Origin of the sequence: Xenorhabdus griffiniae (assembly GCF_001028135.1) — a bacterium.
Taxonomy (GTDB): Bacteria; Pseudomonadota; Gammaproteobacteria; order Enterobacterales; family Enterobacteriaceae; genus Xenorhabdus; species Xenorhabdus bakwenae.
The window spans coordinates 1-26,803 of the sequence record NZ_LDNM01000065.1 but is presented as its reverse complement, the minus strand read 5'-3'; the positions used below and the strand labels follow the sequence as shown (position 1 = coordinate 26,803).

The following is a 26,803-nucleotide window of genomic DNA, read 5'->3' as shown; positions in this document are numbered from 1 at the left end:
AGCTCTTTACTCGAAGCAACCTGTTTATTTTTGACTAAAAAACATTCGTGATCTTGCCCTGCCTAATATCCCAATATCAATTTGATTAACGGATATACCCAATAGACTTCAAGCAGCCGTTTGAAATCTATTGGGTGCTTTTTTACCAATACAAAACGCAAATAACATGGCGTTTAAAATCAATAAATGGTTATTCAATCAGTTTGCTGTTCCAATTCTCTGACAAGTGGGATCACGTTTCTACCAAAATACGCTAGATCTTCCTGCATATGCAAAAATCCAAGCAATATCAGGTTCACACCAACCTTTTTATATTCAATAATTCGTTGGGCTATTTGTAATGGTGTGCCAATAAGGTTGGTTTTAAAGCCGTCATTATACTGTACAAGATCTTCGAAAGTTGATTTTGCCCAGTTTCCTTCTTTTTCCGGTGATGCATTTCCCGCATTTTGCACTTCATGATGGAAACTTTTCACCGCTTCAAAATCACTATTATCTAAAATATCCTGTAATACTGCGCGAGCCTCTTTCTCATCATCACGGGCAATAGCAAAACCATTAACGCCGATTTTTACCTGATGATGATTCAATAACGCTTTCGCTTTAATATCTTCGATTTGTTTGTGAATATATTCCACACTACCGCCATTCGTAAAATACCAATCAGAAACACGGGCAGCCATGTCTCTGGCGGCTCTGGAACTGCCTCCTTGAAAAATTTCCGGTATGGGTGACTGTGGCTTGGGGTTTAAAACATAATCATGAAAACGATAAAAATCACCAGAAAAACTGAAAGCGGGTTGCGACCAGATCCCTTGCAAGCAACGGATAAATTCTTCAGAACGTAAATAGCGTTCTTCATGATCCAACCACGGTTCACCAATCGCTTTAAACTCACCGCGAAACCAACCACTAACAATATTAACCGCAATACGGGCACCATAAAGCTGACTGATGGTTGCTATCTGTTTAGCGGCCAACACGGGTTTCCAAGGCCCGGGTAAAAGGGCGGCAATGATTTTCAGTTTATGGGTTACTGAAAGCAGATCTTGCGAAAAAGTCATCGATTCATGCTGGTTTTCAGCACCATATCCAGCAGTAAATCTAATTTGGGTCAATGCATAGTCAAAACCTACACTTTCGGCGATTTGAGCCAGACTGCGATTATAAGTATGATCCCAGTTGGTACGTTGCTGGATTTTACTTATCACCAATCCACCGGACACATTAGGCACCCAATAAGCAAATTTAATGGGTTGAGAATTGAAGTCAGCCATTAAACCTCCATGATTTGAAATCAGAATATATACAGAATATATAGCGACTCGGTAAGGGCGTTTATTATCTTCAATGATTTTTATAGAACGATATAAAATGAGTTAATCGATGAGACATATTATTAACAGGTCTCAATAAAATCTATCAGTTATTATTTAATTTTAAATAATTTACAAAAGATACCATCTATACGCGATAAACTTCAAGTTACCATCCGCAAGACGATGTGAGGCCTGATATTTCCCGGCGCAACGGGGAAATATAACACGCATCTTGAAGTTGGGTTGGGATATCAGTTTAAAGTCAATTGACAACGCTATGGTTATGGGGTCTTTTATAAAAATCTCTAATCATGGTGATATTGATGCGTATAAATATTTTTTACTGATTGATTGGTCATAGCTCAAAAATAAAATCAAACCATACGGATAATATCCAGACAAATAAAAGTATTAAAATATTCTGTGCAAAAATCAAAGAGGGATTATATGAAATCACGTGCTGCCGTTGCCTTTGGGACAAATAAACCACTCGAAATTGTCGAAATTGACGTTGCTCCACCAAAAGCTGGTGAAGTCATGATAAAAATCAGCCATACAGGTGTCTGCCATACGGATGCCTTTACCCTTTCAGGTAGCGATCCTGAAGGAATATTCCCTGTTATTCTGGGCCATGAAGGAGCCGGTATCGTGGTCGAAGTAGGTGACGGTGTCACAAGTGTAAAACCAGGTGACCATGTCATTCCATTATATGCGGCGGAATGTGGCAAATGTGAGTTCTGTCAGTCTGGGAAAACGAACCTTTGTATCGCAGTCCGCGAAACGCAAGGTAAGGGTCTCATGCCAGATGGCACAACCCGCTTTTCTTACAATGGACAACCTGTCTATCATTACATGGGGTGTTCCACATTCAGTGAATACACTGTCGTTGCTGAAGTATCCGTAGCAAAAATAAATCCAACGGCAAACCATGAACAAGTTTGCCTATTGGGCTGTGGTGTCACTACTGGTCTTGGTGCCGTACATAATACAGCCAAAGTACAGCCGGGAGATTCTGTTGCCGTTTTCGGACTGGGTGGGATTGGTCTGGCCGTTGTTCAGGGCGCTCGCCAGGCAAAAGCGGGACGCATTATTGCCATTGATACCAATCCAACTAAATTTGAACTTGCCAGACAATTTGGTGCCACTGATTGCCTCAATCCCAATGACTACGACAAGCCTATCCAACAGGTCATTCTGGAGATGACTAAATGGGGTGTTGATCATACTTTCGAATGCATCGGTAATGTCAATGTCATGCGTGCCGCTCTGGAAAGTGCGCACCGGGGATGGGGACAATCCGTCATCATTGGTGTAGCCGGCGCTGGACAAGAGATCTCCACCCGGCCATTCCAACTTATTACCGGACGTACATGGAAAGGCACCGCTTTCGGCGGCGTAAAAGGACGCAGCCAGTTGCCGGGAATGGTGGAAAAAGCGATGAAAGGTGAAATCGAACTTGCACCTTTCGTTAGCCATACAATGCCTCTGGGATCCATTAATGAGGCTTTCGACCTGATGCATGAGGGTAAATCGATCCGAACAGTCATTTACTACTGACTGCTGACTACTGACTACTGACGAAGTCTGGATCGTGGACAGAAAACCGTGTTGCAGGCCAACACGGTATCTGATAAATCATAAAATATCATTGCAACAAATGACATTAGAGAGGAAGTAATGGAAAGAATCGAACATCACGCTTGTTTTGGTGGTTGGCAGGATGTCTATCAACATGAATCAAAAGTTTTGGGTTGCCAGATGCGTTTTGCAATTTTCTTGCCTCCTCAGATGAAAGCAAGAAGATTACCCGTCCTTTACTGGCTTTCTGGCCTGACCTGCACCGAGCAAAATTTCATCACAAAATCAGGTGCTCAACGTTATGCTACTGAACAGGGTATCGTTATTGTGGCTCCAGATACCAGCCCGCGAGGCGATGATGTCGCTGACGATCCCGCCTATTTTCTTGGAAAAGGGGCTGGCTTTTATCTCAATGCATCAAGACATCCCTGAGCTTTACATTATCGTATGTATGATTATGTTGTTGCAGAACTCCCCAATTTGATTGAAACACACTTTGCAGTCACGAATATACGGGCAATCAGTGGACACTCCATGGGAGGCCATGGTGCAATGACTATTGCATTGAAAAATCCAGGACGTTATCGCAGTGTGTCGGCATTTTCACCTATTGTGGCCCCTGCTCAGGTTTCATGGGGAATAAAAGCATTTTCAGCCTATCTTGGTGAAGATATATCGGATTGGAAACAATATGACACGGTAGAACTGATCAAGAATGCGAAAGAACAGTTTCCTATTTTGATTGATCAAGGTCTCAATGACGGCTTTTTGGATGAACAGTTACGCCCTGATTTATTGCAGGATATTTGCGATGAAACCGGTTATCCCGTGACTATAAATCTCCGGCCAGAATATGACCATAGCTACTACTTTATCGCCAGCTTTATTGAAGAGCATATCGCTTATCATGCTAACGCAATGCAAAAGTAATGCAAATCAAGCAAGCCACCTATAGTCAACTCTAATATTCCATGACGTCTAAATCAGATTTCTTTATAAAGAAGCCCTTATTTTTCCTCATTTAATGAAAAAGCAAGGGCTGTATCACTGGGATAAGAAAATAAGACTGCAACCTGAAAATGTGGAAGTATACCAATCTTAATTAGCGATACACCTCAAACAACGACATGCCTTTTAAATCAGCAAAAGCCTTATAAGAAGCCTGTAATGACGCCTGTTCCTGATAATAATCGGAAATGGTGGAGAGCCAATCTACATCGACCAATTCCCCCATGCGAACTTTATTGGCCACACTGCGTTCACGAGATAAGTCATCCAAATTGTCCATTTCCTGAAGTTGCAGCCCTAGCACAGCCTCTGCCGAAGAAAAGTTGTTCAGGCTATTACGCACACCTCGGTTAGCCTTGTTAATCTGCTCCAGTGCTGCATCTTTTTCTGCCTGGCTGGCATCCGTGAATGGCTTTCTAAGCGCTTCGATCGCGTAATCAATGGAAGCAAAAATATTTGATTCACTTGCTTTACCATCAGGTTCTTTAATCGGGTTGGAGGTTGCCGATAAAAAGACGTCTTTTCCTGTATGGGCGATAATCATGGAACGGTTGTCATCTACCCTTTGGCTTATCGCCTGATCTCCGCCTTCATAGGTAACTTTCCCGTTACTATCAGCGTTGAAAGGAGGTTTATCCGTTTTATAACCAGCAAAAATATAACGTCCATCGCCATCGGTTTTATTGCTGAGATTCAGCAATTGCTGTTTAAGTCCATCTAACTGCTGAGCATAAGATGCACGATCGTGGTCGCTCTGTTCATCCGCCGCCGCGACTAATGTTTCCAGAACACTATGTGTTACCGATACCACACTGGAGATAGTGCTCAATTGGGTTGACATTGTGTTTTTGGCAAAGATCCGCGCCATCGCAAATTGCTGGTTCTGCGATTCAGATTGGGAAGTCACAATATTCTGAGAAGCCGCCAATGGATCATCCGATGGATTGATAACACGTTTCCCACTGGATAACTGTTCACCATACCGCATCCATTTAGACTGAGCGCCAAAAACCCCATTCATTTTTTGACTGTATAAAAGATTCGTACTTACACGCACAATATCAGTTCCTTTTTCTCTTTTGCCACAAGTGATTAACGAATGTCTAAAATGGCATTAAACAGTGTTGATGCTGTCTGGATAATACGAGCATTTGCCAGGTAGTATTGCTGCAAACGTTGCAGTTCGCCGTATTCTTCGTCCATATTGACGCCAGATAGCCGCTCACGGGCGGTGAAACACGCCTCTAAACTAATCTCTTGGGCTTCCAGACTGCGCTTAGCACTATTGGTTTTGCTACCCACCGTACTGACCAGCGAAGCATAAGCATCAGTCAAGGTATTTTTACCATTAATTAGCTTTTCTTTTTGCAGGAGAGTGAATTTCTTCGCATTGTCGTTATCACTCGGACCATTGTTTCCTTTGCCAGCAGTGGCTAATCGCGCAGAATCCTTAATATTGACTTCAAGTGTCGTTATGACACCACTGACCGTTTTCAGTGTGTACCGATCATTATCCTGTGAATGAGTCGCATCAATCTCGACTTTCAGACCGTCAAATTCCAGCGTATTACCCTTTTTAGTGACAGAGATCACTTCCCTGTCAGCAACACGCTGGACTTTCCAATCCCCGCCTTCGTACTTGATGGTGTAGTCACTGTCTTTTACTTTCGTGGTATCTGCATATTCCACTTTAATTTCAGCCGTACCTTTGTTATTGCTGTTAGCAATGGTTGCCGGCTGCGCAAAATTGAAGAAATTAATACCTGGTTGACCTTCCAGATCGTAGCCACCGTGCTGAACCTGATTGAATCGATCCGCCATCACTAATCCCAATTGGTTTACTTGATTGCGGGTTGGATCGATCACTTCACTACGGACACGTAATGCACCCCCCAACTTTCCTTGCGAGATAAAGCGTTCATCAATCTCTCTGGTTCCTGTGCCATTATCATAGCCCAGCGTAATACGGCTGCTATCTGCACTGGATGGGAGCGCGTCTAACCGATAGGATTTGCTACCCGATACCAGCGACATGCCACCACCAAATGAGACGTTGTAAACGCCACCGTCTTGCTGAGTCATTTCTACGTCAACAAGCTGATTTAACTCATACAGCGCACGATCACGTTTATCCAGTAAAGCCAGCGGTTCACCGTGTCCTGCGCCACGCATACGAGAAACCTCATCGTTCAGAAAGGCAATTTCTTCCGCGTATTTATTGATTCCTTTAACATTCTGTTCAATTTGGCTATTGATACCATCGTCCAACTTACCGAGAAATTGATCCGCTTCTTTAAATCGGTTAACCAAACCTTCAGCTTTGCCTCGCACCGTCGTTCTTGCCGCACTATTATCTGCGTTATTTTCAAGCGTGCTCAGGCTGTTAAAAAAGTCTTCCATAGAGCTGGAAAGGCTGGTTGCCTTATCCGCCAGTAGATTATCAATTTGGGTGACCTGCTCCTTGTATATCTTTAATGCGTCATGTTTGGTTTGTGCAGCGTTATATTGCTGGTTAATAAATGTATCGTATTGGCGGTTGATAGAATTAACATTCACACCATTGCCAATAAAACCAACCGGTGACATGCTGCCACTATCCGGCGACATTACCGTTGTCTGTCGGTGATATCCTTCAACCTTAGAGTTGGTAATGTTATTACCCACTACACCCATTGCCACCTGTGCAGCATTAATACCACTCATGGCAGTATTGATAAGACTATTGGACATGTGTCTATCCTTTTACGTTTTCGTTATGCCTCCATCGTGGGAGGTAATGCACTGCTACAGTTATCGGCAAAATACCCTGATTCTTGAGTGACATTCATCCCGTTAAAACAGGTTATCGAAATCAGCGGTATAGGCTTTTGCCATTTGATTGCCGGTACTTTTTAACTGCTGGATCAATGACACTAATTTTTGAGCATAACTGGGATCGGTGGCATAGCCTGCCTCTTGCAAGGAATGCGCTCCCTGCTCCGCTGTGGTTGATTGTGCGACCTTGGCGTAACGGGGATTATCCATCAGCAAATTAACGTAATCGGTTATCGCTTCCCTGTAAGAGCCATAGACGCGGAAACGGTCCTGCATTTTCTTCGGCTCACCATCAATGTATTCCGTCGTCATGATATTGGTGACGGGTCCTTTCCAGTGTTTCCCTGCTTTGATACCAAACAAATTATGACTTGGCTTACCTTCCGCAGTCAGAATCTCTCGCTGTCCCCAACCGGATTCCAGCGCTGCCTGGGCAATAATCAATAAATGAGGAATCCCGCTTTGCTGGCTTGCCAACTGGGCTGGCAAGGAAAGCATGGAAACAAAACTGGCGCTGGGCATTGGCAATGATTTTGGTTTAGCCGAACTCTTGGCGAAAGCCGAAGAAGAGTTGTTAGACGTGGAGTCAGGTATACCATCAGGAGCCGGAATAGCCCGACGTATAACTTGCGCCAATGCCTGGTTCGGCAATGTTTGCAGAATTTCATTATCCAGCGGCAGCGGCACGTTGTCAGCTAACCCATCGGGCACATTATTCGCATTAGAGAATTGCTTCACGATCATGTCAGCAAATCCCAATCCCTTTTGGGAAAGATCCTGGGCAATTTGCTGATCGTACATCGAAGTATAAAAACGAGTCTGCTCACTGCTTAAAATGCCATCCTGCGGCAACGAAGAACGCATACTTTTCAGCATCATCTGGACGAAGACGCCTTCCAGTTGCTGGGCTACTTGCCGTAGCCCTTGTTGTGGTTCCTGTGACAGTTTAGCTTTCAATGAATGCAAAGCGTTAACATCGTAAGCGGCACCGGGCATCGTCAGAAAGTCATTCATCAGATAATCTCCAATTTCGCACGCAGACAACCTGCGCTCTCCATTGCCTGCAAGATAGACATTAAATCGGTTGGCGTTGCCCCCAACGCATTCAATGCACGCACAACCTGGGTCAGATTCGCACTGGCACTGAGTTGCTGCAATGCCCCCCCCTGCTCCTGAATACCAACGCCCGTATTGCGGGTCACGACGGTACTGCCTCCCGCCAATGGCGTGTTGGGTTGACTGACGACTATCTGACGTTCAACAGTCACCGACAAACTCCCATGAGCAATCGCACAACTGTCCAACGTCACATTGCGGTTCATCACCACGGAGCCTGTTCGGGAGTTGAAAATCACTTTGGCATCACCGGCATCTACACGGATAGACAAGTTCTGTACTTGCGCCAGAAACTTCACCTGTTCGCTGTTCTCAATCGGCAAACGCAACTGGACTGTGCGGGAATCCAACGGTGTCGCCGTCCCTGTTCCTTTCAACCGGTTGATTGCCTCACTGATTTTCTGAGCCAGCCCGAAATCATCATCATTCAGTTGCAGATTCAGCGTACCTTTCTGACCAAACCGGGTTGGCAATTCACGCTCAATCACGGCACCATTGGAGATCCGTCCGCCGGCAAGCTGGTTGATTTTGATGCTATTGCCTCCGGCACTCGCACCTGCCCCTCCCACCAGAATATTGCCCTGAGCCAAAGCATAAACCTGGTTATCTACCCCTTTTAACGGCGTCATCAGCAATGTCCCGCCACGCAGACTCTTGGCATTACCCAGCGAGGAAACGACAATATCAATGTTCTGCCCTACACGCGCAAAAGGAGGCAGTTTTGCTGTCACCATCACGGCGGCGACGTTTTTAAGCTGCATATTCGTACCGGCCGGTACGGTGATGCCTAATTGCGACAACATATTGCTCAAGCTTTGGGTGGTAAAAGGCGTCTGCATGGTTTGGTCACCCGTTCCATCCAATCCGACTACCAGACCATAACCAATCAGTGCGTTATCCCTGACCCCCTCAATCGTCGTCAAATCACGAATACGTTCCGCAAAAACACTGGCAGAAGTGAACGTACCGAACAGCACCAACCATAGCGTAAAAAGGCGGGTGACTAATTTTCTCATCCTGACCATCCTGTTTTAAAACGGTGAGATATTCATAAAGAAACGTTGCAACCACCCCATGTGCTGCGCTTCGTTGATATAACCATCACCAACATATTCAATACGGGCATCAGCAACCTGGTTGGAACTCACCGTATTGTTGCCCGTAATGGTGCGCGGGTTAACAACGCCAGAGAAACGGATGAACTCCGTGCCCTGATTAATGGCGATCTGTTTTTCCCCCACGACATGCAGGTTGCCATTGGCCAGCAGCCTGTCTACGGTCACCGTAATGGTGCCCCTGAAGGTATTGTTGGCATTTGCACCGCCCTTGCCGCCAAATTCGTTATTTCCTTCCATGCCTAAATCGGTTTTTCCTCCTCCCATCAATCCCTGTAGAAAGCGTGGGGTCAAGGCCGCTGCGAAACTGGTTTTTCCATTGCGGCTGGCATTGGCAGAAGAGTTTTTGCTCGCACTGACGTTCTCTTGCAAGATAATCATCAGCGTATCACCGATATTGCGTGGACGGCGGTCTTCAAACAGCGGTTGATAGCCGTAATAAACCGGTTGGACCGTTTGGAAAATAGAGCCATTTGGCGTTGGAGCAGGTGCTTCGGTGGGGTTTGCGGTTGTTTGTCCTTTCACCAGTGGCTTGTGCGGCATATAAGCACACCCCCCCAATGTCAGTGCCGACAATGCGAGTGCCGTCACAGATATGCTGATACGCCACTTATTTCTCTGGTTTTTCCGTAAACCCGTGGAGCCATAAGCTACATGGTTTTTAGCATGGCTTTCGGCAACAGGCATTGTATCCATCTTCTATGCTCTTAAATTTATCGTAAAAATAGTGGAGGAACGTGTTCCCCCACCATTAATGGTTAGGTTATAACTGGGACAGTTTTTGCAGCATTTGATCAGAGGTTGATACTGCCTTGCTATTGATTTCATAGGCTCGCTGCACCTGGATCATATTGACCAACTCTTCTGCCACATTGACGTTAGACGTTTCGACAAAGCCCTGACGAAGCGTTCCAGCCCCATTAAAACCTGGCGTGTTTTCCACCGGAACACCGGAACTGTTGGTTTCCAGATACAGGTTCTCACCAATGCTTTCTAACCCACTTTCGTTGATGAACGTCGTCAGCGTGAGTTGCCCGACCTGTTGAAAAGCGGCTTGTCCCTGCACTTTTATGCTGACAATCCCATCAGCGGCAATACTGAGATTGGTGGTGTTGTCTGGAATGATGATGGCTGGCACGACCTGAAAACCCCCGGCCGTAACCAACTGGCCGTTCTGGTCTTTCTGAAATGAACCATCACGGGTATAAGCCGTGGTGCCATCAGGCATCTGGATCTGGAAGAAGCCGCGTCCTGAAATTGCCACATCATTAGTACTGGCTTTGACGATATTGCCCTGACTGTGCAGCCGTTCCGTCGCTACTGGGCGTACCCCCGTGCCAATCTGCAAACCTGAGGGCAGATTAGTCTGCTCAGATGACATTGCTCCCGGCTGACGCTCGGTTTGGTAGAGCAAATCTTCAAATACTGCCCGCTGGCGTTTAAAGCCATTGGTGTTGACGTTTGCCAGGTTGTTAGCAATAACATCCATATTGGTTTGCTGGGCATCCAAACCCGTCTTGGCAATCCATAAAGATCGGATCATGAATTTATCTCCCCCGATTAGCTCATAGCAAGAATTTGATTAGCCCGTTGTGCATTTTCATCGGAACTGTGTATGACTTTCATCTGCATCTCAAAGCGACGCGCGTTGGCTATCATGTTGACCATGCTTTCCACCGGGTTAACATTGCTGCCTTCCAGTACACCCGGCATCACTTTCACTTCGGTACTGGCCGCCAGTTCATTGCCCTGCTGTTCCCGCGCCTGTGGCGTTAAATGGAACAGGCCATCGTCGCCACGCACCACCTGGTTGGCTTCCGGTTTGACGACTTTCAGCTTGCCAATCTGCCCCAATAACGTGGGCGGATCGCTGGCAATCAAGGCAGAAATGGCGCCGTCTGTCGCAATAGTCAATTCGGCCTGCGGCGGAACATCAATCGGCCCGTTTTCGCCCATCAACATGCGTCCCTGCACCATCAGTTGCCCTTCGGGAGAAATTTGGATGCTGCCGTTACGGGTATAGGCTTCTGTCCCGTCTTCAAGCTGGACAGCCAAATAGCCACCTTGTCCGACAGCCACATCTAACGGACGGGAAGTGTAATTCATGGGTCCCTGACGGCTATCCATGCCAGGGGTAGAGGCAACGACCAGCGAGCGGGTCGGTAAAGTTTCGCCTTCAATGGGGACGGCACGCAGTGCAGCAAGCTGGGCCTTAAAGCCCGGCGTTGACGCATTAGCCAGATTGTTGGCTGTGACAGCCTGATGCTCCAGCGTTTGGCGCGCAGCTCCCATAGCGGTATAAATGACGTGATCCATAATGCTATCCGCCTGAGCCTATTAACGCATGCTGACCAGCGTTTGCAGAATTTGGTCCTGCGTTTTGATGGTCTGGGCGTTGGATTGGTAATTACGCTGGGCGACGATCATACTGACCAGCTCCTGGCTCATATCAACGTTTGATGATTCCAATGAGCTACTGATAAGCTTACCGAAGTTACCGGAACCCGCCGTGCCCACAACCGGACTACCCGATGCACCGGTTTCTATCCAAACGTTATCACCCTGTGAAGCCAAACCGGCCGGGTTGGAGAAGTTTGCCAAGACGACCTGTCCCAACACCTGTTTCTGTTCGTTAGAATAAAGGCCGTAAATTTTGCCATCACCGTCAACCTGGTAGTTGGTGAAGTGGCCTGCCGCATAACCATCCTGCTTCTGGTTAGAAACGGAGGATTCTTTGACCCTCTGCTGTTGGCTACCGTTAAAATCGAATTTGACTTCTGCCGGATTAGAACCATTCAGGGCTGGCATATTGAAAGCAAATATGTTTTCAGCCGTCGTTGCTGCCGCAAGCTGACCAGTGCCATTAAATTGAACGCTGTCTGTGTTTAATTTTTGAGCCGATGAATTCTTAACCGAAGTATCCAGGGCATAAACATCCCACTGATTATCATTTGTTTTGACGAAGAACACATTGATGTTATGTTCATTGCCGAGGCTATCGTATACCGAAATACCGGAACTGTAGCTAAAAGTATCTTTATCGCCTGGTTCAAATGGCTTCGCTTTCGTATCGATCTTGTCATGCATCGAGTTCAGGTTAGTCTTCATCTTGACTTCTGTCGTCGCTTTGGCCGTCAACATATCCGTTGGGATCGAAATTGGCCCTGGTGCGGCACCCTGTTGAATTTCAGGACCCTCTTTGCCCTGAATGGCCGGATAACCGGTCAATTTCATGCCCTGCATATCGATCACATTACGATCGGCATCCATTTTAAACTGGCCATTGCGAGAATAAAAAATATTGCCGTTGGTATCCTGCATACGGAAAAAACCGCCCTGCGTGATCGCCATATTTAATTGATCGTTGGTTTTGGTGATTGAACCATCCTTAAAGTTCTGCACCATGCCAGAAACCTTGACGCCCAACCCGACATCCGAGCCACTGAACACATCCGAAAAAGCCGCAGAACTGGACTTAAATCCGTATGTTGCCGAGTTTGCGATATTATTACCAATAACGTCTAAGTTGTTCGCAGCGGCATTCAAGCCACTGACCGCTTGTGAAAAAGCCATATGTCCTCCGTTTAATTAAAGAATCTGACGAACTTCGTCCATGTTTACCGTACCCACCAGCCCTAAATCCAATTTAGTGCTATTCTCCTGCCGCACAACGCCCTGAACCTCGGCATATCTCAGGGAAGTTATCCCCAATCCCTGATCCTGTTGGCTTGCGTAAACGGTGAAGTTGTAAGCGCCTTGTTCCACGATATTGCCGTCTGCGTTTTTACCATCCCATATGAAGCTGTGTACGCCCGCCTTCAAATATTCGGATGTGTTGGGATCTAATTTATTGAATTCCATCTCCCGGACAACTACGCCACTTTTATCTCTGATGGTCACTTTGACAGTGTCGGCAGGCCGGCCTAGTTCAAAACCGATTGGGGTTGTGCTGATGCCCTCTTCTGCGCTGGAACCCAGCAAAATCTCATTGCCGGGCACCATGACACCTCGGCCAATCAGGGCCACCTTTTGCATTGTGTGGTTACTGTCCATTTGTCCGACAATGGAACCCAACGTCTTATTGAGTTTCTCAATCCCCTCAACAGTGCTGATCTGCGCAATCTGTGAAGTCAATTCACTGTTTTCCATCGGGTTGGTCGGGTCTTGGTTTTGGAGCTGGGCAACCAAGATATTCAAGAAATTATCTTTGATATCACCACTACTTTGCGTTTTTTGGTGGGTTAACTTAGACAGTTCACTGACTGCTGAATTATCCAATGATTCATTAATTGGAACGGTAATTCCCATAACGATATTCCTGTTACTGGCCCAGTGTCAGCGTTTTCAACATGATGGATTTGGTGGTATTCAGTACTTCAACGTTCGCCTGATAGCTGCGGGAAGCTGAGATGGTATTGACCATTTCCCCGACTACATCCACATTCGGCATACGTACATAACCTTTTTCATCGGCCAGCGGATGGCCCGGCTGATATTCAAGACGGAAAGGTGATGGATCATCCACCACTTCACTAACGCGAACACCGCCAACCTCTTGGCCTGCGGGTGCAGCAACGCGGAATACAACCTGCTTGGCCCGGTATGGTTCGCCATCCGGCCCCGCAACACTGTCGGCATTCGCCATATTACTGGCGCTGACATTCAGTCGCTGAGACTGAGCAGAAAGCGCGGAGCTGGCAATATCAAAAATACTGAGTAGAGACATTCCCATTATCCTTGTGACTGTAGAACTGACATCATGCTTTTGATTTGTGCATTCGTCATCGTGAGTTCAGCCTGATATTTCAAGCTGTTATCAGCGAAATTGCTGCGTTCCATATCCATGTCAACGGTATTTCCATCCATAGCTGTCTGGTATGGCACCCGATACAGCAGATCCATCTCCAGACGTTTTTGAGGCTGAACGGGAATATGTCGATCGGAAGTCAGCGTTAGCCCAACGCCATTTCCGGTTACACGACCATGTGCCATGACTTTTTTTAGTTGAGCAGCAAAATCGACATCACGCGCCTGATAGCCAGGGGTATCCGCATTGGCAATGTTGGCAGACAAAATTTCCTGCCGCTGGTTGCGCAGTGCCAGCGCTTCTTGTCGAAATTGAAAGGCGGCATCTAATTTATCGAGCATACTCCTCCCCCGGATCTGTTCGTGAAATTTGCTGGGTATAAGCCCCAGGCAGCTAACAGAATAAACGGAGAAGAAAAAGGTAATTCGAAGAATAGAAACAAATTGAATTGCTATTTATCCCATTAACGAATAATCAATCGAGTTACACTGCTCACATCCAACAGGTGCTGAATATTTTTTGAAATCATGGTTCGCTAACAGGATCCAAGGTGGTGAAATGCCTGCATTAAAGTTTATCGGGTTGTTTGCCTTTTTCCTTAATCTATTTTTTGTTTTCGGCAGCGCTTTAGCCTGGGGAAACCCGTTACCGCAATTAATAGATGACTATTTCAGGCAGATCCATCGCCCATTGAATCATAAGGTCTTAGTCGAAATCAAAACACCTGAACAACAATGGCCCGCTTGTGAACACCCTGAAATACAACCGTTACTTAGCAACAAAAATTGGGGTAACCTTTCCGTTCCTGTGACTTGTGGTCAGCAACGCCGTTTTATTCAGGTTTATGTCAATGTCGTCGGCCCTTATTGGGTTTCTAAGCGGGCCATTAACCGCAATGCGGTCCTGACAGAAAAAGATTTTCAAGTAAAAACGGGTTCCTTAGATAAGCTGCCAAATGACATAATCCGTAACAGCAAGGCCATACAAAATGGTATTGCGCTGCGCAACATACCTGCCGGACAATTCATCACACGTAATATGATCCGGCGTCCCTGGGCAATTCAAGCCGGGCAAAATGTAGTTGTCACCGTAGATGGACACCATTTTCAGGTGCGTTACGAAGGAAAAGCAATTAACAACGCCGCGAGTTTTGATAATATCCGTGTCCGCCTGAACTCTGGACAGGTTATTACGGGTGCAGCTCAAGAAAATGGCAGTGTAAAAATGATGTTATAATGGCTAAAGTTTTATTTTTTCACGCCGATATAACCAACAGACCATGATTTACAGGCATGCCAGCGGTATATCGCCTGCTACCTAAGACAAATAAATAATGCCTGATTAAAGGATTACGATTATGAGTATTGAACGCACTCAACCTCTACTGGCTATAGCTGCTTTACAGCAACGCAATGCCAATGAAGGTGCTCAGAGCACTCGCAGAATTGTGGCTGTTGCAGAAAAAAGCGCAGATACACAAGTTAAGTTGAGCGAAGCGCAGAAAAAGCTCGTCCAGCCAAGCAGTCAGGATATTAATATCCAAAAAGTACAACAATTGAAAGAAGCCATTGCAAAGGGAACCCTAACGATGGACAGCGGTAAAATTGCTGATGCTCTATTTAGGGAGGCCCTTGAAAACATGGAATATGATAAATAAACACTAAAATTTAAAGAGCCATAAATGGAAGAACTTCAACTCTTGCTTGAACAGCAAAGCGCACACTTAAATTCGCTTTCGCAAACTATGGCAGAAGAACAGCACATATTAAGCGAAGGCTTTATTGACGCGAATCAGTTACATCGTGTGACGGAACAAAAGACATTTTTGCTTTCAGCACTCGATCATGCTGAACGAAAACGCCAGCAGTTAAATGACACGCTAAAAATAAATGCGCCTTATGCTAACCATAAAGTGTTAGCCGTATTATGGAGTCAAATTAGTCAATCTGTTGAACGTATCTGTGATTTAAATTCACATAACGGATTTTTACTGGAACAACATATAGAGTTGAACAGTCAAGCAATCGCTTTTCTGAAAACTCACCACAGCCCTTCTCTTTATGGTGCAGACGGCCAGGCCCGTCATCATTCATCGCTATCAGGCCACAAGATCAGCGTTTGATCATTCGGTTACTGCCTAAGCAGTAAGTTCTACAGACCTCTTGGTTTATTGGCAATGATAAGGGGTCTGTTTCTGTGTATCTGTATTTTTCCCTCGCCTGATAAAAAAGAAAATAATTCTCATTATATTGATGAAACTTATTATTACCTCACACTTAAGAGGTGGTTTTAGCATCATAAAATGAGTATCAAATAATTTAAAAAGATGATAAGTCACGCTCATTTGAGAGTTGGACGAACAATGCTTTTCTCAAATTCTTTATCTTTCCTTGATTGATAAACCCTATCAATATATTGTTAATTGATCGTGAACACCGATAGTTTTGTTGATCTTTTTTAATTCATAAGGTAAATTTTTCTTCTGCGCACAAAAAAACTGTGCCCGAATCTTTTTGTTATAACGCGTTATTATTTTGCGTTATACATAATAAGTAGTTTTATATTATAATTGTTATGGATATGTAAATGAAAAATGTTTTAGTTTCATCTTTTATTGTTGCAATATTAGCTTTAGTAAGTAATATTTCTTATGCGGCACCTCCGGCAACAACCGGGGAAGTAAAATTCACGGGGAAAATTATAGAAACCACTTGCACTGTTAGTAATGATACTGACAAGATTGTGAACATGGGGACACATCTCAAAAGCGATATAAAAACACAGGGAAGTAAAGTTGCGGGAAGCGAAAGGGATTTTAAGATCAAATTAACTGGGTGCCCTTTTGATGCGTCTGCACCTATTATGATGGACGTTACATTTTCTAGGAGTAATGCGGATGCCAAAGATCCAAAGTTATTGGCATTAGACGCACTTTCAAGTTCAAAAGGGATTGGCATTGGTATTTATGACAAAAATGGCAATCAGATAAGTTTATCTTCCACTTACTCATTCCCTGATACAATCAGTAAATCCGATATGGTAATACCTTTAAAAGCGGCTTATGTATCTAATGGAGACTCCTCTAAAGCCGGAACGGCCGAGGCCACACTTCATTTTAATATAAATTACAAATAAAAATTAATCAATTATACCCGATAAACTTCAAGCTGCAATCCGCAAGAAGACGCGAGGCCTTATATTTCTCCGAGCAGAGGAGAAATATAACACGCATCTTGAAGTTGGATTGGGAAATAAATATTTATTTCCTGGCCGCAGCGGCATTTTTATGACTGCGGCCAGGAGCTATTAATATCATAAGTAGTCATGTAATAATGAAAGATAAAATAAAAAAAATATTTACATCGTATACGTTAACGAAAAAAATAACGCTTATATTATTATTCTTTATATCTCCGTCCTGGGCGGGTGTAACTATTGGTGGAACCCGTGTTATTTATAAAGGAAATAAAAAAGAAACTTCAATTTCAGTGAAAAACTCTGACGAAAGCCGGCCTTATTTAATTCAGTCTTTTATCACCACGGATTCAAAAGGAGAAAAAGCTCCTTTCATTGTGACCCCCCCGCTATTTCGTTTGGATGCTGGCAAAGAAAGTACTCTCCGTATTGTCCGTACCGGCGGTCATTTACCTGATGATAAGGAATCGGTTTTTTACCTTAATGTGAAGTCTATCCCTCCCGTACAAGAAAACGAACAGAATACTTTATTGATTGCGGTGAAAACCCGGATCAAACTGTTTTATCGGCCTGAAGGCATTGAAGGTGATTCTGAAGAAGCTTATAAGACGCTGACATTTTGTCGCATTGGTCACCAACTTGAGGTCAGAAACCCCAGTAATTATTATGTAACCATCGGGCAGCTCAAAGTAGCCGGGAAAATCCTGACGGGTACTGACATGATCGCTCCACAAGGTGTAGCGCATTTCGTCCTGCCATCTGAATCATCAGGCTTAGTCAGCTGGAATAGCATTAACAGTCATGGCGGCATAAGCAAAGAGGTAAGTAAAAATCTGCCTCAAAAAGAAGATAAAAGATAAAGATAAAGATAAAGATAAAGATAAAGATAGGGGACGAAAAATCATATTTGTTAAATATAAAACGAGTGGCGGCACAATTATGCCAACATGTTTACTTTCAGTCTTTATTTTATGTTTTTCCGTATTGCTATCATTACCCGTCACGGCACAGGATTATTTTCGATTATCAGCATTGGAATTAGATGATACTCAATCGGTGATTGATTTAAGCGTATTCTCATCCCCCGGTGGTCAATTACCGGGTCAGTATCAGGTGAACATATTTCTTAACGGGAAAGAAAAAGACACAAAACAGGTTAATTTTATTAAACTAAAAAACGGGAAACTGTCTCCACAACTAACGTTCGATGATTTAAAACAGTATGGCGTGAAAATGTCAGCTTTTCCTGCACTGATGAAACTCTCTCCTGAGCAAGTTATTGATGATATTAGCGAATATATTCTACAGGCATCAACCTCATTTGATTTCTATGAGCAACGTCTGGATATCAGTATTCCTCAGGCAGCATTGGATAATCAAGCCAGAGATACTGTGGCATCACATTTATGGCAACATGGAGAGACCGCATTTTTAATGAGCTATAATTTTAGTGGATCGGAAAATTATAATAAAAACATAAAAAAACAAAGCTATTTTTTAAATTTACAAAGCGGAATAAATATCGGAGCCTGGCGTATCAGGAATCAATCAGTTTATAACTATCAGTCTGGAAAAAATAAAGATGAGGGTCGTTTTTCATCTATTAACAGCTACATCCAACGGGACATTCCAGAACTAAAAAGCCAAATAATTCTTGGCGAAACCGTTACTGACGGAGATCTATTTGAAAGCGTGCCGTTTATCGGTGCTTCTATGACATCCGATAGTTTAATGTTGCCCAGCAGCCAGCGTGGATTTGCGCCAATTATCCGGGGTATTGCTCAAACCAATGCGCGTGTAACGATCCGCCAAAATAATTACGTCATCTACGAAAGCTATGTTCCGCCAGGGCCTTTTGTTATTACGGATCTTTATTCAACCTCCGGCTCCGGTGATTTGGATATCACGATCACCGAAAAGGACGGGCGGCAGCGTAAATTTGTACAACCATTTTCATCAGTGCCAATGATGCAGCGAGAAGGACAATTAAAATATCAGGTTACCCTGGGACGTTACCGTTATTCCAATGCCAGCGCTGATAAACCTTATTTTAGCGAAGCGACATTTATCTATGGACTCTCCAATCGGTTAAGTTTGCTATCTGGTATTCAGGTAGCAGAAAACTACCGGGCGTTTAACGCTGGCCTGGGGATGGGTTTAGGGAATTTTGGTGCGATTTCTCTGGATATGACACAAGCAGATGCCTGGTTGCAGAAAAATGGACATAAACAAGGGCAATCATATCGAATCCAATATACGAAAAGTATCGAGACAACGGGGACATCCCTGACATTGGCCGGATATCGCTATTCCTCACCAGAATACTATTCATTTGCAGAGGCGAATGAATATTCAGTCAGAAAAGAAGCCGGCCGCGCACAAAATAAGCGTAGCCAATTGCAGCTGACTCTAAACCAAGTAATGGGGGATTTTGGCAATATTTATGTGTCTGCCTATCAGCAAGATTACTGGGGAAAACAAGGCTCCAACCAATCATTATCTACCGGTTATAACATTAACCTTGCCGGGATCAGTTATGGGTTGAATCTTTCCTATGAAGCCAATCACCAATCCATGAGGAGTAAGGATATGCAGGCATCGTTTAACGTTTCTATTCCACTGGGGCAGTGGCTGCCTAATGGATGGGTAACTTACAGCATGAATAGAAATGACCACAGTCGAGGAGGCCAACAATTGACGGTTAGTGGCAGCGCATTGGATGCCCATGCCTTGTCATATAGTATCCACGGAGAGCACAGCAATAACATGGAAGGAGCGAGCGGTGGTGTTTCCCTGGAATACAGCCATTCTTCTGGTCGTGTGAATCTGGGCTACAGCTACAGTGATACTGGCCAATCGCTTAACTACGGGCTGTCTGGCGGTATTATCGCCCATCAAGACGGCATTACGTTTTCCCAGCCATTGGGTGAAACCGTCGCACTGGTCAAAGCGGCGGGTGCAGCCGAAACAAAAATTTTAAATCACAGTGAAATTAAAACGGATTCACGTGGCTACGCCGTAATCCCGTCGATCGAACCTTATACCTACAACCGGATTGCCCTGGATACTGAGATGCTGGCAGATGGCGTTGACCTTGATAATTCAGTGCAACACATTGTACCGACTCGTGGTGCCGTGGTTGCTGCCGATTTTCGCGTTCGTCAAGGGTATCGTATATTGGTGACATTACGTTACAACGGCAAACCTGTGCCTTTCGGTGCCAGCGCAGCGTTAACAAACAATGACAGTAGCGGGATTGTTGGCGATGACGGTGAGTTGTATCTGAATGCTGTCCCCGAGCAGGCAGAAATAAAAGTACAATGGGGAGAAAATAAGGATCAACAATGTCGTGCAAAAACAGATTTATCAATGCGGCCCGAAAAGTCAGGCGTATTACGCCTGATTGCTGATTGCCGAAACTAAAAGGAATTTATCATGTTTAATTTTGAACGTAATAATCACTTTCAAATTAAAGCGAATAACTTTTTATTGGCATTATTCATTGTTATTGTCGCGGGAAGCTATTCAACGCGGGTTATAGCTGCAGTATGTAAGGCGAATAGTATGCAAAAAATAGTCAAATTTGATGATATTTCTGTTGACTATAAAAATTTGCCATACATAAAACACGCCTCCAATAATGAGATGGCGGTAACATGCAATATATACGGTCAGAGAATAAAGGTAAAATCCATGACTGGAGTCATTATAGGCTCCCTCAAAAATAACTCTTATGAAACCAGTCTTCCTGGTGTCAGATTTAAATGGGAACTCCAGCCTAATAAGGTAGTGAGTCAGGATATGGTTGTGGGCAGTTCAAGAGGGATCGGCAAAGCACAAAGAACATTGAACGGTAAATTTCATATAGAGATCAATAATAATGTTCAATCAGGAACAGTCAATGAAATAATAATAACGATGGCTGATACTACAAATCATGATACGGTTTTCACTTATAAAATCCCTTCTTTTAACATCACGGCAAGATCTTGTGCAATAACCACGCCGATTATTCATGTTCCGATGGGAGCCGTATCAAAAAATCACTTTAAAAACATAGGTGATACCGCCGGTGGGCGTTCTTTCGAGATCAATGTGCAGTGCAAAGGATCCCCGAACGCGAATATTACCTGGGAGCCGGGAAAGACTAATACAAATGGCGTGATAAATGCTGATTCAACCTCATCAGCAACAGGGATCGGCATTCAGATGTTAGATGACAGGGACAATCCTGTGAAGTTTGGTGAACAGCAAGCTCTTGGCACGATAAATTCTTTGAAGACATTGTCATATAAGGCAAAGTATTATCAAACCAGTAATACCGTCATTGCCGGTAGCGTTAATGCCACAGCCACCTTCACTGTCGATTATAAGTAATGAGCCTGTATGAGTGCAGATTAATCCATAATAAGGTGATCGCCAAAGCGATCACCTTATATACCAATCCAACTTCAAGGTGCGTGTTATATTTCCCCGCGCAGCGGGGAAATATAAGGCCTCGCGTCGTCTTGCGGATTACAACCTGAAGTGTATCGAGTATATTCATTATTTTTTCGTCAAGACAGTGTGTTTATTAAGACTACCTCGCTCCCCCAATCGTTGCCGTCATTCTGATTTGACGATTGTCGGTGATTTCAAGGTTGGACAGTACAACTAATCTAGGCAGTACACGTCGCAAGAAGCGAGACATCAGTGGACGAAGTGCATGGTTGACCAATAATACAGATGGCGCTCCCAACATTTCCTGGCGCTCCAATGCCTCTGCCGCCTGACGTTCCAAACTTTCTGCCAAACCTGGCTCCAATCCACCACCATTTTGCAGTGCTTGCAGCAGCAATCTTTCCAATCCGGTATCCAGACCAATGACTTTGATTTCATCCACACCCGGGAACCATTTCTGGGCAATCGCTCTGCCAAGTGCGATTCGAATAATAGCAGTCAATTCATAAGGATCTTTCTGTACCGGAGCATGTTCTGCCAGTGTTTCAACAATCGTACGCATATCGCGGATCGGCACTTGTTCCGCCAGCAGGTTTTGCAAAACTTTATGCAAAGTTGTCAGGCTGACTACATCAGGAATAAAATCCTCTGTCAGTTTTGGCATTTCCTGACTGACTCGCTCAAACAATTGCTGCGCTTCCTGCCTTCCAAATAGCTCACTGGAATACTGGGATAGTAAATGGTTTAGGTGAGTGGCAACAACCGTGCTGGCCGCTACAACTGTATAGCCTTGCACTTGCGCCTGTTCCCTTAGGCTGTCATCAATCCAGACAGCAGCCAGACCAAAGGCGGGATCTGTCGTCAAGTCACCTTGCAGTTCGCCCACAGCTCCACCCGGATTAATCGCCAACCATCGTCCCGGATGGGCTTCGCCACGCCCAATTTCTACGCCTTTCATCATGATACGGTAGCTGGCGGGTGCCAATTCAAGATTGTCACGAATATGCACCACGGGGGGCAGATATCCCACTTCTTGCGCAAATTTTTTGCGAATACCGCTAATACGACCCAGCAATTCGCCGTTTTGGCGAAAGTCCACCATGGGGATCAAACGATAACCCACTTCCATACCCAGTGGCTCTTCCAGTTGCACATCCGACCATGAGGCTTCTGCGGTTTGTTGCTGCTCTTCCACCGCTTTCATCTCTTCATGTTGTGCCACAAGCGGATTTTTGTCCTTACGCAAGAGGAAATAGCCCACGCCCGCCAAAGCGGCCGTAAATAACAAAAAGACAAAATTAGGCATTCCCGGCACCAACCCAAGCAGACCGAGTACACCCGCACTCAACATCATGACTTTGGGATTGTTGAAAAGCTGGGTCACCATTTGCTGGCCAACATCTTCATCCGTCGCTACACGCGTTACGATAACACCTGCCGCTGTGGAGATAATTAATGCAGGCAACTGAGCAACCAATCCATCACCAATGGTCAGCAAGGTATAGGCTTCTGCGGCATCCCCCAAAGATAAGCCGTGTTGAGCGACACCAACGATCAAACCACCAATAATATTTATCACCAGTATCATGAGTCCGGCAATCGCATCGCCACGTACAAATTTGCTCGCACCGTCCATTGAGCCGTAAAAATCCGCTTCCTGCGTAACGTCGGCCCGACGTTTTTTGGCTTCATCTTCGCCGATCAATCCAGCGTTCAAATCAGCATCTATCGCCATCTGTTTACCCGGCATCCCATCCAATACAAAGCGCGCACCAACTTCTGCAATACGCCCTGCACCTTTGGTAATAACCATAAAGTTAATCAGGATCAAGATAACGAAAACGACGATACCAATGGCAAAATTACCACCGACCAGAAAGTGACCGAAGGCTTCTACAACTTGCCCAGCTGCGGCAGATCCTGAGTGCCCTTCCAGCAGGATTATTCGCGTAGAAGCGACGTTAAGTGATAGACGCAGTAAGGTTGAAAATAGCAAAATGGTCGGAAATGCGGCAAAATCCAGCGTCCGGCGGGTAAACATTGCCACCAGCAGGACCATAATGGAAAGCGCGATGTTGAAAGTGAATAGCAGATCAAGCAGGAATGGTGGCAACGGCAGTACCATCATCGACAAGATCATGAGGATCAGAACAGGCCCTGCAAGCATTTGCCACTGGGAGCCTTTTATATTCCCCGGTAAACGATTTCCTGATAAACGTAGTAATGAGGCCAGATTAGCCATGACGATTATTTTCTCCAGCAAAATCCAGTGCTGGCGGCACTGGCAGATTTTCAGGTTTTTTCGGTTTCAGGCCACCTTCCTGTTTCCAACGTTTCAATTGGTAAACCCAGGCAAGCACTTCTGCGACAGCTGCATATAACGCCGCAGGAATAAAACCGCCAACCTCAGCATGGCGAAACAACGCCCGTGCCAAAGGTGGAGCTTCCAGTAATGGGATACGATTTTCTGCACCCATTTCTTTAATACGCAAGGCAATGAGTCCTGCCCCTTTTGCCAATACTTTGGGAGCGCTCATTTTTTTGCTGTCATACTGCAAGGCAACGGCGTAATGAGTCGGGTTGGTGACAATGACATCCGCTTTCGGCACATCCGCCATCATGCGCTTACGTGCAGCCGCTCGCTGTTGTTGACGAATTCTTGCCTTTACATGTGGATCCCCTTCTTGCTCCTTAAATTCATCCTTGATCTCCTGACGGGTCATTCTCAATTTTTTCAGGTGACTACGGATCTGATAAAGCACATCAAACGCGACCATAGGTATCAACATAAATAAGACAATGTAACTGGCAAAAATCAGCATCATCATGGCATCGCTCAAGGCTATCAGCGGATGCTGGGCAGCCAAGTTGAGCATAGTAGGCCAGTTAAGCCAGATAAACAGGGCTGCACCACATCCCACCAGTGATGCCTTCAAAATGGCTTTGAATAATTCAGCCAGTGCATTCATGGAAAAGGTTTTCTTCAGACCAGAGAGGGGATTCAGTTTAGCCAAGTCAAATTTGATGGATTTTGAGCTGAATAGCAGCCCTCCCATCAATGCGGGTGCACTGAGGGCAACCAATACCAAACCGATAAAAACCGGCAACAGCGCCCAGACCGCTTGTTTCAGTAATCGCCCGACTTGTTGCACCATCTGTTTGTCGTTACTGACCATGTTATGGTCGAAATTGAATCCTTCAAACACCATAAGGGAAAGTTCATGAGTTATCGATTGTCCACTCATCCAGAGCAGGCTTACCCCTCCCGCTAACATCAGGATTGAAGTGAGTTCCTTAGAACGCGCAATTTGCCCCTCTTTGCGAGCTTTTTCCCGTTTATGGGGTGTGGGTTCTTCGGTTTTTTCGAGATCGCTATCTTCAGCCACAGCTTTCCTTGGTGAGCGTTCATGATTACATGCAGAAAATTTGCCTTCAGGAGAGGGCAAATAAAATGATGTTAAGCATGACAAAAGCCCAGAAATTCAATGGCGGGAACACTGCAAAATTTGCGGGGGTATTTGAGGCATTATGATAACGGTCTTGAATTGAGATGGCTGCTATCAGCCATCTCAACGCGTTTTTCAATCCGTTTTAACGGGTGCCTTGATATCAATACTATCGGCATTAACATCACGAATATGATCTTTCGTCAGACGATAAACAACCGGACTGAGAAAGGCAATGGCTATCAGGTTGGGGATCGCCATCATGGCATTAAGGGTATCCGCCAGCAACCAGACAAAGGTTAACGACTGAGTAGCACCAATCGGCAACGCGATAATCCAGGCGATACGAAAAGGCACTATCGCTTTTGGACCCAATAAATATTGGATACATTTCTCACCGTAAAAACTCCACCCCAAAATGGTTGTAAAGGCGAAAATAGCCAGGGCAACAGCAACGATATAGTTGCCTCCCGGGATCACGGCTGAGAAGGAAGCGGCGGTCAGTGTTGCGCCTGTTTGACCTGTCAGCCACCCACCGGTAATAACAATGGTCAAGCCCGTCACGGAGCAGACGACGATCGTATCAATAAAGGTTCCCAGCATGGCAATTAAACCCTGACGAATGGGGTTTTGGGTTTTTGCCGCTGCGTGGGCAATAGGTGCACTTCCCATGCCCGCTTCGTTAGAGAATACACCACGGGCAATACCAAAACGGATCGCCGCCCAAACTGCGGCACCAGCAAATCCCCCCTGTGCCGCAACGGGAGTAAAAGCGGATTTAATGATTAAAGCAAATGCATCGGGAATAGCGGTAAAATTGAGTGCCAAAACAATAACCCCTGCCCCAAAGTAACCAACCGTCATCACAGGCACTAATTTACCTGCCACATCAGAAATGCGTTTGATACCGCCAATTAACACGGCACCAACCAAAACGACCAAAATACCGGCCGTTATGGTTTTTTCAATCCCAAAGTTACTTTGTAATACGTCAGCGACAGAGTTGGCTTGTACCGTATTACCGATACCAAAACCCGCAATACTGCCAAAGAAGGCAAAGAGAGTTCCCAGCCAAATCCACTTTTTTCCCAAGCCATTTTTGATGTAATACATCGGGCCGCCAACGTAATTACCGTTTTTATCGGTTTCACGGAAACGTACCGCCAGTACTGCTTCCGAATATTTCGTTGCCATACCCACCAATGCGGTCATCCACATCCAGAACATGGCTCCCGGCCCGCCCATCACAATGGCTGTCGCCACACCTGCGATGTTTCCGGTTCCGATTGTCGCTGACAAGGCTGTCATGAGTGCGTTAAAAGGTGAGATTTGACCTTCACCCCGTTGTTCATTTTTTTGAAAGAGTAATTTGAATCCTGTGCCGAGTTTACGGATCGGCAAGAAGGACAAGCGGATTTGCATGAAGATCCCAATCCCCAAAAGCCCAACTAGCATGGGAACACCCCATACTACCCCGTTTAGCGTACTTAACCACTGTGTAATTAATTCCATATACACCCTCGGCATTTAACTTAACAAGTTGGAAACAAAATAATTTCAATTAAATAAAGAGCATTTTGGGAAAATAAGCGAGGATTAATTGAGTATCTTTGGCAAGAAAAAATGGATACTGTGAGTTGAGTCACTCGTTAGGGTTATTCTTTATCAATCTTATGAATAATAATTCTTCTTACATCCTTATTCTGATATCTCCCCCATAATTAAATTTTTATCTCGACATTAAATAAATTAAAGGTTTTTTATAGCAAATAAATGCGTATTATTTACTTTAAAATAGTTCCAGGGTAACTAAAGGACTATCTGTGGCAAGAGTTGGTTACATCCGAGTGTCAACAAATGACCAAAATAGCGATTTGCAAAGAAATGCGTTAGTCAGCATTCACTGCAGGGCGCGAGCATACTTTTTAACACCTATTGAATAAGGGTTAATAACGTGATCTAATT

23 protein-coding genes and 2 pseudogenes are annotated in these 26,803 nt (G+C 45.0%); 10 read left to right on the top strand and 15 right to left on the bottom strand.

Going from position 1 to position 26,803, the window contains the following annotated elements:
* Positions 1–194: 194 nt before the first annotated feature.
* Complete coding sequence (gene sfnG, locus AAY47_RS13665) at positions 195–1,277, bottom strand: dimethylsulfone monooxygenase SfnG (protein ID WP_047770700.1); 1,083 nt, start codon at positions 1,275–1,277, stop codon at positions 195–197.
* Positions 1,278–1,766: 489 nt separating this feature from the next.
* On the opposite strand from sfnG, the gene AAY47_RS13660 reads away from it, so the two are divergent.
* Both AAY47_RS13660 and fghA read left to right on the top strand, forming a co-directional pair.
* Entirely contained in the window at positions 1,767–2,876 is a 1,110-nt protein-coding gene (locus tag AAY47_RS13660; protein WP_047770699.1) for an S-(hydroxymethyl)glutathione dehydrogenase/class III alcohol dehydrogenase, read from the top strand.
* Positions 2,877–2,996: 120 nt separating this feature from the next.
* Positions 2,997–3,827, top strand: a pseudogene (gene fghA / locus AAY47_RS13655) (S-formylglutathione hydrolase).
* Positions 3,828–3,999: 172 nt separating this feature from the next.
* On the opposite strand, the gene flgL reads toward fghA, so the two are convergent.
* From flgL to flgB, 11 genes are all read right to left on the bottom strand, one after another.
* The gene (gene flgL / locus AAY47_RS13650) at positions 4,000–4,962 is read right to left on the bottom strand and encodes a flagellar hook-associated protein FlgL (protein ID WP_047770698.1); all 963 of its coding nucleotides are present in this window, start codon (positions 4,960–4,962) and stop codon (positions 4,000–4,002) included.
* Between the two features lie 35 nt (positions 4,963–4,997).
* Positions 4,998–6,635: a flagellar hook-associated protein FlgK gene (gene flgK, locus AAY47_RS13645; RefSeq protein ID WP_047770697.1), complete on the bottom strand. Its 1,638-nt coding sequence runs from the start codon at positions 6,633–6,635 to the stop codon at positions 4,998–5,000.
* 102 nt (positions 6,636–6,737) lie between these two features.
* Positions 6,738–7,736 (bottom strand): flagellar assembly peptidoglycan hydrolase FlgJ, encoded by a 999-nt coding sequence (flgJ, locus tag AAY47_RS13640; protein ID WP_200897788.1) that lies wholly within the window; start codon positions 7,734–7,736, stop codon positions 6,738–6,740.
* Positions 7,733–8,851 carry a flagellar basal body P-ring protein FlgI gene (locus AAY47_RS13635; RefSeq protein ID WP_047770695.1) on the bottom strand — a complete coding sequence of 373 codons (1,119 nt, stop codon included), beginning with the start codon at positions 8,849–8,851 and terminating at the stop codon, positions 7,733–7,735. The genes flgJ and AAY47_RS13635 overlap by 4 nt, the downstream gene beginning before the upstream one ends.
* Before the next feature lie 15 nt (positions 8,852–8,866).
* The gene (locus AAY47_RS13630) at positions 8,867–9,646 is read right to left on the bottom strand and encodes a flagellar basal body L-ring protein FlgH (protein ID WP_047770694.1); all 780 of its coding nucleotides are present in this window, start codon (positions 9,644–9,646) and stop codon (positions 8,867–8,869) included.
* Positions 9,647–9,713: 67 nt separating this feature from the next.
* A complete protein-coding gene (flgG, locus tag AAY47_RS13625; RefSeq protein ID WP_047770693.1) occupies positions 9,714–10,493 on the bottom strand; it encodes a flagellar basal-body rod protein FlgG in 780 nt (259 codons plus the stop codon).
* A gap of 17 nt (positions 10,494–10,510) precedes the next feature.
* The gene (locus AAY47_RS13620) at positions 10,511–11,266 is read right to left on the bottom strand and encodes a flagellar basal body rod protein FlgF (protein WP_047770692.1); all 756 of its coding nucleotides are present in this window, start codon (positions 11,264–11,266) and stop codon (positions 10,511–10,513) included.
* 21 nt (positions 11,267–11,287) lie between these two features.
* Positions 11,288–12,523: a flagellar hook protein FlgE gene (gene flgE / locus AAY47_RS13615; RefSeq protein WP_047770691.1), complete on the bottom strand. Its 1,236-nt coding sequence runs from the start codon at positions 12,521–12,523 to the stop codon at positions 11,288–11,290.
* Between the two features lie 15 nt (positions 12,524–12,538).
* Positions 12,539–13,258: a flagellar hook assembly protein FlgD gene (locus AAY47_RS13610; RefSeq protein ID WP_047770690.1), complete on the bottom strand. Its 720-nt coding sequence runs from the start codon at positions 13,256–13,258 to the stop codon at positions 12,539–12,541.
* Between the two features lie 13 nt (positions 13,259–13,271).
* Positions 13,272–13,676: a flagellar basal body rod protein FlgC gene (flgC, locus tag AAY47_RS13605; protein ID WP_047770689.1), complete on the bottom strand. Its 405-nt coding sequence runs from the start codon at positions 13,674–13,676 to the stop codon at positions 13,272–13,274.
* Positions 13,677–13,681: 5 nt separating this feature from the next.
* Positions 13,682–14,098 (bottom strand): flagellar basal body rod protein FlgB, encoded by a 417-nt coding sequence (gene flgB / locus AAY47_RS13600; RefSeq protein WP_047770688.1) that lies wholly within the window; start codon positions 14,096–14,098, stop codon positions 13,682–13,684.
* Positions 14,099–14,315: 217 nt separating this feature from the next.
* Here flgB and flgA point away from each other — a divergent pair, with 217 nt between their 5' ends.
* The 7 genes from flgA to AAY47_RS20020 all read left to right on the top strand — a co-directional run bounded on the left by flgA (position 14,316) and on the right by AAY47_RS20020 (position 21,329).
* Positions 14,316–14,993 (top strand): flagellar basal body P-ring formation chaperone FlgA, encoded by a 678-nt coding sequence (gene flgA / locus AAY47_RS13595; protein WP_047770687.1) that lies wholly within the window; start codon positions 14,316–14,318, stop codon positions 14,991–14,993.
* A gap of 121 nt (positions 14,994–15,114) precedes the next feature.
* Complete coding sequence (gene flgM / locus AAY47_RS13590) at positions 15,115–15,414, top strand: flagellar biosynthesis anti-sigma factor FlgM (RefSeq protein WP_047770686.1); 300 nt, start codon at positions 15,115–15,117, stop codon at positions 15,412–15,414.
* A 24-nt stretch (positions 15,415–15,438) separates the two neighbouring features.
* On the top strand, positions 15,439–15,879 hold the full coding sequence (locus AAY47_RS13585) for a flagella synthesis protein FlgN (RefSeq protein WP_047770685.1): 441 nt from the start codon (positions 15,439–15,441) through the stop codon (positions 15,877–15,879).
* A gap of 464 nt (positions 15,880–16,343) precedes the next feature.
* Positions 16,344–16,892 (top strand): fimbrial protein, encoded by a 549-nt coding sequence (locus AAY47_RS13580; RefSeq protein WP_047770684.1) that lies wholly within the window; start codon positions 16,344–16,346, stop codon positions 16,890–16,892.
* Positions 16,893–17,089: 197 nt separating this feature from the next.
* Complete coding sequence (locus tag AAY47_RS13575; RefSeq protein WP_083446790.1) at positions 17,090–17,812, top strand: molecular chaperone; 723 nt, start codon at positions 17,090–17,092, stop codon at positions 17,810–17,812.
* A gap of 79 nt (positions 17,813–17,891) precedes the next feature.
* Positions 17,892–20,375 carry a fimbria/pilus outer membrane usher protein gene (locus AAY47_RS13570; RefSeq protein ID WP_047770683.1) on the top strand — a complete coding sequence of 828 codons (2,484 nt, stop codon included), beginning with the start codon at positions 17,892–17,894 and terminating at the stop codon, positions 20,373–20,375.
* Between the two features lie 12 nt (positions 20,376–20,387).
* Positions 20,388–21,329, top strand: coding sequence for a fimbrial protein (locus AAY47_RS20020; RefSeq protein WP_053014286.1), 942 nt, complete (start codon positions 20,388–20,390; stop codon positions 21,327–21,329).
* A 202-nt stretch (positions 21,330–21,531) separates the two neighbouring features.
* Here AAY47_RS20020 and flhA read toward each other — a convergent pair whose 3' ends face one another.
* The 3 genes from flhA to AAY47_RS13550 all read right to left on the bottom strand — a co-directional run bounded on the left by flhA (position 21,532) and on the right by AAY47_RS13550 (position 26,350).
* Positions 21,532–23,634, bottom strand: coding sequence for a flagellar biosynthesis protein FlhA (gene flhA / locus AAY47_RS13560; protein ID WP_047770682.1), 2,103 nt, complete (start codon positions 23,632–23,634; stop codon positions 21,532–21,534).
* Complete coding sequence (gene flhB / locus AAY47_RS13555) at positions 23,627–24,778, bottom strand: flagellar biosynthesis protein FlhB (protein ID WP_047770681.1); 1,152 nt, start codon at positions 24,776–24,778, stop codon at positions 23,627–23,629. The genes flhA and flhB overlap by 8 nt, the downstream gene beginning before the upstream one ends.
* A 195-nt stretch (positions 24,779–24,973) precedes the next feature.
* Entirely contained in the window at positions 24,974–26,350 is a 1,377-nt protein-coding gene (locus AAY47_RS13550) for an alanine/glycine:cation symporter family protein (protein WP_047770680.1), read from the bottom strand.
* A 311-nt stretch (positions 26,351–26,661) separates the two neighbouring features.
* Between AAY47_RS13550 and AAY47_RS21745 the strand changes: the two are divergent.
* A pseudogene (locus AAY47_RS21745) lies at positions 26,662–26,745 on the top strand (DNA-invertase); the annotation flags it as partial.
* Positions 26,746–26,803: the final 58 nt, after the last annotated feature.

What these genes read in the sequence shown, in the direction of transcription:
- AAY47_RS13630 (WP_047770694.1), bottom strand. Translation starts at nt 9,646, where the DNA reads ATGGATACAATGCCTGTTGCCGAAAGCCATGCTAAAAACCATGTAGCT.
- AAY47_RS13580 (WP_047770684.1), top strand. Translation starts at nt 16,344, where the DNA reads ATGAAAAATGTTTTAGTTTCATCTTTTATTGTTGCAATATTAGCTTTA.
- flgK (WP_047770697.1), bottom strand. Translation starts at nt 6,635, where the DNA reads ATGTCCAATAGTCTTATCAATACTGCCATGAGTGGTATTAATGCTGCA.
- flgA (WP_047770687.1), top strand. Translation starts at nt 14,316, where the DNA reads ATGCCTGCATTAAAGTTTATCGGGTTGTTTGCCTTTTTCCTTAATCTA.
- flgG (WP_047770693.1), bottom strand. Translation starts at nt 10,493, where the DNA reads ATGATCCGATCTTTATGGATTGCCAAGACGGGTTTGGATGCCCAGCAA.
- flgB (WP_047770688.1), bottom strand. Translation starts at nt 14,098, where the DNA reads ATGCTCGATAAATTAGATGCCGCCTTTCAATTTCGACAAGAAGCGCTG.
- AAY47_RS13570 (WP_047770683.1), top strand. Translation starts at nt 17,892, where the DNA reads ATGCCAACATGTTTACTTTCAGTCTTTATTTTATGTTTTTCCGTATTG.
- AAY47_RS13620 (WP_047770692.1), bottom strand. Translation starts at nt 11,266, where the DNA reads ATGGATCACGTCATTTATACCGCTATGGGAGCTGCGCGCCAAACGCTG.
- flgE (WP_047770691.1), bottom strand. Translation starts at nt 12,523, where the DNA reads ATGGCTTTTTCACAAGCGGTCAGTGGCTTGAATGCCGCTGCGAACAAC.
- AAY47_RS13550 (WP_047770680.1), bottom strand. Translation starts at nt 26,350, where the DNA reads ATGGAATTAATTACACAGTGGTTAAGTACGCTAAACGGGGTAGTATGG.
- sfnG (WP_047770700.1), bottom strand. Translation starts at nt 1,277, where the DNA reads ATGGCTGACTTCAATTCTCAACCCATTAAATTTGCTTATTGGGTGCCT.
- AAY47_RS13585 (WP_047770685.1), top strand. Translation starts at nt 15,439, where the DNA reads ATGGAAGAACTTCAACTCTTGCTTGAACAGCAAAGCGCACACTTAAAT.
- flgC (WP_047770689.1), bottom strand. Translation starts at nt 13,676, where the DNA reads ATGTCTCTACTCAGTATTTTTGATATTGCCAGCTCCGCGCTTTCTGCT.
- AAY47_RS13610 (WP_047770690.1), bottom strand. Translation starts at nt 13,258, where the DNA reads ATGGGAATTACCGTTCCAATTAATGAATCATTGGATAATTCAGCAGTC.
- AAY47_RS13635 (WP_047770695.1), bottom strand. Translation starts at nt 8,851, where the DNA reads ATGAGAAAATTAGTCACCCGCCTTTTTACGCTATGGTTGGTGCTGTTC.
- flhA (WP_047770682.1), bottom strand. Translation starts at nt 23,634, where the DNA reads ATGGCTAATCTGGCCTCATTACTACGTTTATCAGGAAATCGTTTACCG.
- flgM (WP_047770686.1), top strand. Translation starts at nt 15,115, where the DNA reads ATGAGTATTGAACGCACTCAACCTCTACTGGCTATAGCTGCTTTACAG.
- AAY47_RS13660 (WP_047770699.1), top strand. Translation starts at nt 1,767, where the DNA reads ATGAAATCACGTGCTGCCGTTGCCTTTGGGACAAATAAACCACTCGAA.
- AAY47_RS13575 (WP_083446790.1), top strand. Translation starts at nt 17,090, where the DNA reads ATGAAAGATAAAATAAAAAAAATATTTACATCGTATACGTTAACGAAA.
- AAY47_RS20020 (WP_053014286.1), top strand. Translation starts at nt 20,388, where the DNA reads ATGTTTAATTTTGAACGTAATAATCACTTTCAAATTAAAGCGAATAAC.